The 413-nt window shown below is 61.3% G+C and carries 1 protein-coding gene; it reads right to left on the reverse strand.

Annotated elements, in window-relative coordinates; genetic code table 11:
* Positions 1-157 precede the first annotated feature (157 nt).
* The coding region (locus GHO03_RS24785) for a transposase (RefSeq protein WP_153400711.1) at positions 158-413 on the reverse strand (256 nt) is incomplete at its 5' end.

The following is a 413-nucleotide window of genomic DNA, read 5'->3' on the forward strand; positions in this document are numbered from 1 at the left end:
GCTTCCGGCGACGCGCTGGCCAGCGCGGTGCACTCGTGGTTTCGCCAGCGCTGATGCCAGAGTTTCTTGTCCTCGCGCTCGCTACGGCAGGTCGTGTGCCCAACGATGGGCGTTTTGCGGCGGCTGCGGCTCATGATGTGGTTGTCTCCAAGAACATTCAGGACAGGCTTTCTGGGTAGAGCGCCGTCAACCGGGACAGGGTTTCTTGCACTTGTTCCAGCGAGGTCATCAGATGATCAACCTGATCCTGAAGATCCACGGCGAGATCAAATAGCTCAGCCACTCGGCTGCGTGATCCCTCGTTGAACGCGGCCATTGCCAGTTGATGCAGCTTCAACAGGTCAGTGCGCAGCTGCGGCGGCCCGCCGTGCTCGCTGTCGTTCAGGTCGCAGCGCAGTACGTCCACGGCATCG

This window comes from Pseudomonas sp. FSL R10-1339 (assembly GCF_009600545.1).
In the GTDB taxonomy this organism is placed as follows: domain Bacteria; phylum Pseudomonadota; class Gammaproteobacteria; order Pseudomonadales; family Pseudomonadaceae; genus Aquipseudomonas; species Aquipseudomonas bubulae.